This window comes from Agromyces binzhouensis, assembly GCF_004135055.1.
Taxonomy (GTDB): domain Bacteria; phylum Actinomycetota; class Actinomycetes; order Actinomycetales; family Microbacteriaceae; genus Agromyces; species Agromyces binzhouensis.
On record NZ_SDPL01000175.1, the window covers coordinates 1 to 6,101 of the forward strand.

Below are 6,101 nucleotides of genomic sequence, written 5' to 3' on the forward strand. Positions count from 1 at the left end.
GGTCCGGCCGGCCCACGCCGCCCCACCCGCCCTCTCCCGTCGGGAGGACGTTTCCCACCGCTCGCGGCGCGCCGCGCATGTCGGTGCGGCGTGTCGCGCGGAAGTTCCTCCCGAGGAACCAGCGGGGTCGCCCGGGGGCGGTCGTCGACGGGGCGTGCGCTCGTGCTACCGGGACGGCACCGCGGCGGGCGCCGTCGCGAGGTGCGGTGCCACGACCCGGTCGAAGGATGCCGCGGTCCGGGCCACCACGTCGGCGTACGGGGTCGCCCAGATGTCGGCGTTGAAGAGCTCGACCTCGATGTCGCGGTCGTACCCGGTCGCCTCGACGGCCCTCGTGAAGGCCGCGAAGTCGATGACGCCGTCGCCGGGGTAGTGGCGGGCGAGCAGCGCGTCCGCGGGCAGCGGGGTCTTCCAGTCGCACACCTGGTAGCTGGCGATGCGCCCCTCGCGTCCGGCGCGCGCGACCTGGTCGAGCACCTCCGGGTCCCACCAGACGTGGAAGGTGTCGACCTCGACGCCGACCGTCTCGGGGGCGAACGGCGCCGCGAGGTCGAGCGCCTGCTTCAGCGTCGACACGACCGCGCGGTCGGAGACGTACATCGGGTGCAGCGGCTCGATCGAGAGCTGCACGCCCGCAGCTGCGGCATCCGGAACCAGTTCAGCCAGGGCGTCGGCCACGCGGGCCCGCGCGCCGATGAGGTCGTCCGACCCCTCCGGCAGGCCGCCCGCGACGAGCACGAGCACCGCGGTCGAACCGGGCGCCCCGGCGGACGCGAGCGTCGCGGTCTGCTCGATCGCGCGACGGTTGTCGTCGATCGACGCGCGCCGCTCGGCGCCCTCGGGCATCGTGAAGAAGCCGCCGCGGCAGAGGCTCGTGAAGCGCAGCCCCGAATCGGCGAGTCGAGCGGATGCCTCGGCGAGGCCGACCTCGGCGACGGGCTCGCGCCACAGGCCGATGGCCCGGTAGCCGCCTGCGGCGGTGACGTCGAGCGCCTCCTGGAGCGAGGCGTGCTTGATGGTGGCCTGGTTCAGCGAGAGGCGGGGGTGCGCGCTCATGCGGGGACCGCCTCGGAGGACGGTGCCTCGACGGCGGCCTCTGCGGGAGTGGCGGCCGCGGCATCCGTCACCGTCGTGTCGACGCCGTTGATCGTGAGCAGCTCGTGCCACCGGGCGGCCGCGAGCTCGGGTCGCTCGAGGGCGCCCGAGCCGTTCGCGAGCTCGACGATGCGCGACAGGTGCGGGAGGCTGCGCGCGGCGTGCAGGCCGCCGACCATCTGGAACGCGGCCTGGTGGCCGTTCAACCACGACAGGAACGCGACACCCGTCTTGTAGTAGTACGTCGGGGCGGCGAAGACCTGGCGCGAGAGCTCCTCGGTCGGGCCGAGGATGCGGCGGTACTCGTCGACGTCGTCGCGATCGAGCGCCTGGATCGCGGCCGAGGCGTTCGGGGCGAGCGCCGCGAACGCGCCGAGCAGCGCGTCGGAGTGGCCCTCGTCGTCGCCCTCGATGAGTCCGACGTAGTGGAAGTCGTCTCCGGTGAACATCCGGGCGCTCGCCGGGAGGCGGCGTCGAACGGCGATCTCGGCGTCGGCGTCGAGCAGGCTCATCTTCACGCCCTGCACCCGGTCTCGGTTCGCCTCGATGACCTGCAGGAGCGTTGCGGCTGCGACATCCGTGTCGGTCGACCCGAAGTAGCCCTCGAGTGCCGGATCGAACGCGGTGCCGAGCCAGTGCAGCACGACCGGCGCACCCGCCTTCGAGAGCACCTCGCGGTACACGCGGCGGTAGTCGTCGGCGCTCTGCGCGACGCGCGCGAGGTGGCGGCTCGCCATCAGCACGGCGCCGGCGCCGGCATCCTCGGCGTGGTGGAGCTGCTCCGCGTAGGCGTCGACGACCTGCTCGATCGAGACGACCTCGTCGTCGAGGTGGTCCGTGTTGACGCCCACGACCACACGGCCGCCGACCGAGGCCGCCTCGGCGGCGCTGCGCGAGATGAGCTCGCGGGTCGCAGCGGTGTCGAGGCCCATGTTGCGCTGCGCGGTGTCCATGGCGTCGGCCACCCCGAGGCCCCACGACCAGACGTGATGGCGGAACGCGAGCGTCGCGTCCCAGTCGATCTCCGCCGGCTGCCCCGGCGTGTTGTCGGCGTGCGCCTTCGGCACGACGTGCGCCGCCGCGTACGCGACGCGCGACGCGAGCGGCGTCCGCGGCCTGGCGAAGGCGGGCGGTGGAGCGAGCGGGACGGCGCGAGTCGCGCCATCCGCCCGCAGCACGGTGAGCGTGGTCATGGTCAGTGCGCCCCCGTCAGCTCGCTCGTCTCCTCGGCGCCGGATGCCGCGGCATCCGCCGGCTCGTCGTCGCCGTCGAGCCCGACCTCGGGGACGTCGATGCGGCGGCCCGTCCTCGACGACTCGAGGCCGAGCTCGGCGAGGAGCATGCCGCGGGCGCCCGCGAGGAAGTCGTAGGTGTTCGGGGCGTCCTCGACGACGTGCCGGATGAAGTCCTCCCACTGCGTCTTGAAGCCGTTCTCGAACTCCTCGGTCGTCGGCACCTCGATCCAGTCCTGCGCGTAGTCGTGGTCGTCCGCGAGGTCGGGGTTCCACACCGGCTTGGGGGTCGCGTTGCGCGGCTGGATCTTGCAGCCGAAGAGGCCGACGACGGCCGAGCCGAGCGTGCCGTCGACCTGGAACTCGACGAGCTCGTCGCGGTTGACGCGCGTGGTCCAGCTGGAGTTGAGCTGCGCGGTGATGCCGCCGGCGAGCTCGAAGATCGCGTAGGCCGCGTCGTCGGCCGTCGCGGTGTAGCGCTCGCCGTGCTCGTCGACGCGCTCGGCGATCTCGGTGACCGCCTTCGCGTAGACGGACTCCACGCGGCCGAAGGTGTTCTCGAGCACGTAGTTCCAGTGCGGGAACATGTCGACGACGATCCCCCCGCCGTCCTCGGCGCGATAGTTCCAGCTCGGGCGCTGCGACGGGTGCCAGTCACCCTCGAACACCCAGTAGCCGAACTCGCCCCGGACGCTGAGGATCGTGCCGAAGAAGCCCGAGTCGACGAGGCGCTTGAGCTTGCGCAGGCCCGGGAGGTAGAGCTTGTCGTGCACGACGCCGTTCTTGACGCCGGCGTCGTGTGCGAGTCGGGCGAGCTCGAGCGCCTCGGCGTAGCTCTCGGCGGTCGGCTTCTCGGTGTAGATCGCCTTGCCGGCGGCGATGGCCCTGGTGATGGCCTTCGCGCGCGCCTTGGTGACGAGGAAGTCGGCGTAGACCTGCCAGCGGTCGTCGGCGAGGGCCTCGTCGAGGTTCGTCGTCCAGTGCTCGATGCCGTGCTTCGCGGCGAGCTCGGCGAGCTTCTTCTCGCTGCGGCCGACGAGGATCGGCTCGACCTGGACGCGGGTCTCGCCGTCGGCGAGGAGCACGCCGCCCTGCTCGCGGATCGCGAGGATCGAGCGCACGAGGTGCTGGCGGTACCCCATGCGGCCGGAGACGCCGTTCATGATGATGCCGATGGTCTGCGGGGTGGTCTCGTCTGCCACGGTGGTTCCTCTTCGGTGCCGGGAGCGGGAGACGGGCCTGGCCGCCGCACCGCTGCGGGAAAGCGTTTACCCGAGTGTATGGCACCCATCGCGGTTCGCGCAACACCCCGTGTCGTCGCGGGCCGTCGCCCTGAGTGGCCCGACGGACTGCCCACGTCCATCCGGGCCGAGTTCGCAGGATGGCGGGGATGACGGCGCCCGCTGCGGGGGCATCTGGCGGCTCGTCCTGCGTTCGACGTCGAGACGGCTCGGCCTGGCCCGGTGGATGGCTCGGGCCGCCTCGAGTTCGCAGGATGGCGGGGATGACGGCGTCGGCTGCGGGGGCGTCCGGCGGCTCGTCCTGCGTTCGAGGTCGAGACGGCTCGGCCCGGCCGGGCGGATGGCGCGGGCCGCGCCGAGTTCGCAGGATGACAGGGCGCGAGCTGCCGAATGCGGGGGCGTCGGGCGGCTCATCCTGCGTTCGCGCGCCCGGGAGCGGCGTTCGCGCGCCCGGGAGCGGGGTGCGCGCGCCTCGAGGGTGCCAATCAGCCCCTCGAGGGTGGCCAATCAGCCCCGCGAGGGTCGCGAATCAGCCACCCCGGGGAGGACGAGCACCAGCCCGTCGAGGGCGGGGTCAGCCGCGGCGCGGCGTCGAGTCGCGCAGCACGACCTCGGTGTGCACCGGGGCGTCGTCGACGGCGCCGTCCTCGTCGAGCGCGAGCCGGAGGGCGCGGCGGCCGACCTCCTCGAGTGGGATCCGGACGGTCGTGAGGGGAGGGGTGACGTCGCGCACGGTGGGGATGTCGTCGAAGCCGGCGACCGCGACATCCGTGCCGGGGGTCAGGCCGGCGTCGCGGATGGCCGACATCGCGCCGACGGCCATGACGTCGTTGGCGGCGAAGACGAGTTCGATGCCGTCGAGGCCCTCCTCGATGAGCTGCGTCATCCCCTCGTATCCGCCGTCGCGCGTGAAGTCGGGGCGGACGATGCGTTCGAGCGTGCCGCCGCCGGCCTCGAGTCCGGCGCGGAAGCCGGCGAGGCGCTCGTCGGCGGTGCGGATGCCCTCGGCGCCGGTGACCGCGGCGAAGCGTCGGTAGCCGAGGTCGATGAGCTCGCGCGCGAGGGCCTCGGCTCCGGCGCGGTTGTCCAGCTGCACGGCGCGGAACGCCCCGGCGGCGCTGCTCACGAACGCGACGCGTCCGCCGTTGGACTCGAACGCGCGCAGCTCGGCCTCGAGGGCGTCGTTGTTCGGATCGTCCTCGCGGCGCGACGCGGCGAGGATCATGACGCGCGGACGCTGGCCGCGGAGCGTGCGGACGAGGTCGAGCTCGCGTTCGGTGTCGCGCTCGGTCGCGGCCATGGTGACGATGAGCCGCTCGCGGTCGGCCTCGCGGACGACGCCGGCCGCCATCTGCGAGAAGTAGGGGTCGGCGATGTCGGCGACGAGGAGCGCGACGGTCGTCGTCGTGCCCCGGGCGACGGCCTGGGCGGAGAGGTTGGGGGAGTAGTCGAGCTTGGCGGCCGCCGCGAGCACGCGCTGCCGGTACTCCTCGTTGACCTTGCGGGTGCTGCCGTTCAGCGATCGCGATGCGGTGGCCAGGGACACGCCGGCCTCGCGGGCGACGTCGTGCAGCGTCGCCGGGGCGGTGCGCCGGGTCTCGACGGCGTCGTCGGTCATGCGTCCTCCGTATCCGTGAGGCACTCTCGCGAGGCTCTGGCAGGCGCCCCATGGTATCGCCGAGGGTGGCGGATGCAGCGGCGTCGGGGCCGCGGGGCGCCCGGATGACGCAATGCTACCGTAATGAGATAGCGCTTTCCCGTATGGTCGTCGCGGAAGGCACGACCAGCGAGCGGAGCAGCGATGGGGCAGCGGGAACGGTACGGACTCATCGGCGCGGGCAGCCGCGCCGGCATGTACATCGGGGCGTTGAGCGGCACCGTGCTCGGAGCCGAGCGCGTGCCCGACACCGCCGAGCTCGTCGCGTGGTCCGACGTGAACCCGGGCCGTCTCGACGTGTACGACCGCGAGGTGGTCGCCGCGGGGCATCCGTCACCCTCGCGCTGGGCCGTGGACGACCTCGAGCGGATGATCGTCGACGAGCGGCTCGACCGCGTCGTCATCACGACGCCGGACCACACGCACGCCGACTGCATCGTGCGCGCACTGCGCGCGGGCGCCGACGTCGTCGTCGAGAAGCCCCTGACGATCGACGCGGCGAGCGTGCGCCGCATCGGCGCCGCGATCGCCGAGACCGGTCGCGAGGTCATCACGACGTTCAACTACCGCTACAGCCCGCGCAACTCGACCTTGCGGCGCGTCATCGCCGAGGGACGCATCGGCCGGGTCACGAGCGTGCACTTCGAGTGGGCGCTCGACACCGTGCACGGCGCCGACTACTTCCGCCGCTGGCACCGCGACAAGGCCAACTCGGGCGGGCTGTTCATCCACAAGGCGTCGCACCACTTCGACCTCGTCAACTGGTGGATCGGCGCCGCCCCCGTGCGCGTGTTCGCGAGCGGCGGCCTGCGGTTCTACGGCGCCGAGAACGCCGCGGCGCGGGGACTCGGCGAGCGACCCGCCCGCGGCACCTGC

5 protein-coding genes are annotated in these 6,101 nt (G+C 72.9%); 1 reads left to right on the forward strand and 4 read right to left on the reverse strand.

What is annotated here, in order from left to right:
* Positions 1–165 precede the first annotated feature (165 nt).
* From ESO86_RS09760 to ESO86_RS09775, 4 genes are all read right to left on the reverse strand, one after another.
* Positions 166–1,056, reverse strand: coding sequence for a sugar phosphate isomerase/epimerase family protein (locus tag ESO86_RS09760; RefSeq protein WP_129234727.1), 891 nt, complete (start codon positions 1,054–1,056; stop codon positions 166–168).
* Positions 1,053–2,288, reverse strand: a complete 1,236-nt coding sequence (locus ESO86_RS09765) for a DUF993 family protein (RefSeq protein WP_129234728.1) — start codon at positions 2,286–2,288, stop codon at positions 1,053–1,055. The genes ESO86_RS09760 and ESO86_RS09765 overlap by 4 nt, the downstream gene beginning before the upstream one ends.
* A gap of 2 nt (positions 2,289–2,290) precedes the next feature.
* Complete coding sequence (locus ESO86_RS09770) at positions 2,291–3,490, reverse strand: Gfo/Idh/MocA family protein (protein ID WP_129234730.1); 1,200 nt, start codon at positions 3,488–3,490, stop codon at positions 2,291–2,293.
* A 652-nt stretch (positions 3,491–4,142) separates the two neighbouring features.
* Positions 4,143–5,186: a LacI family DNA-binding transcriptional regulator gene (locus tag ESO86_RS09775; RefSeq protein ID WP_129234729.1), complete on the reverse strand. Its 1,044-nt coding sequence runs from the start codon at positions 5,184–5,186 to the stop codon at positions 4,143–4,145.
* A 183-nt stretch (positions 5,187–5,369) separates the two neighbouring features.
* Here ESO86_RS09775 and ESO86_RS09780 point away from each other — a divergent pair.
* Positions 5,370–6,101, forward strand: a 732-nt coding sequence (locus tag ESO86_RS09780) for a Gfo/Idh/MocA family protein (RefSeq protein ID WP_165307605.1), incomplete at its 3' end; no start/stop codon positions are given.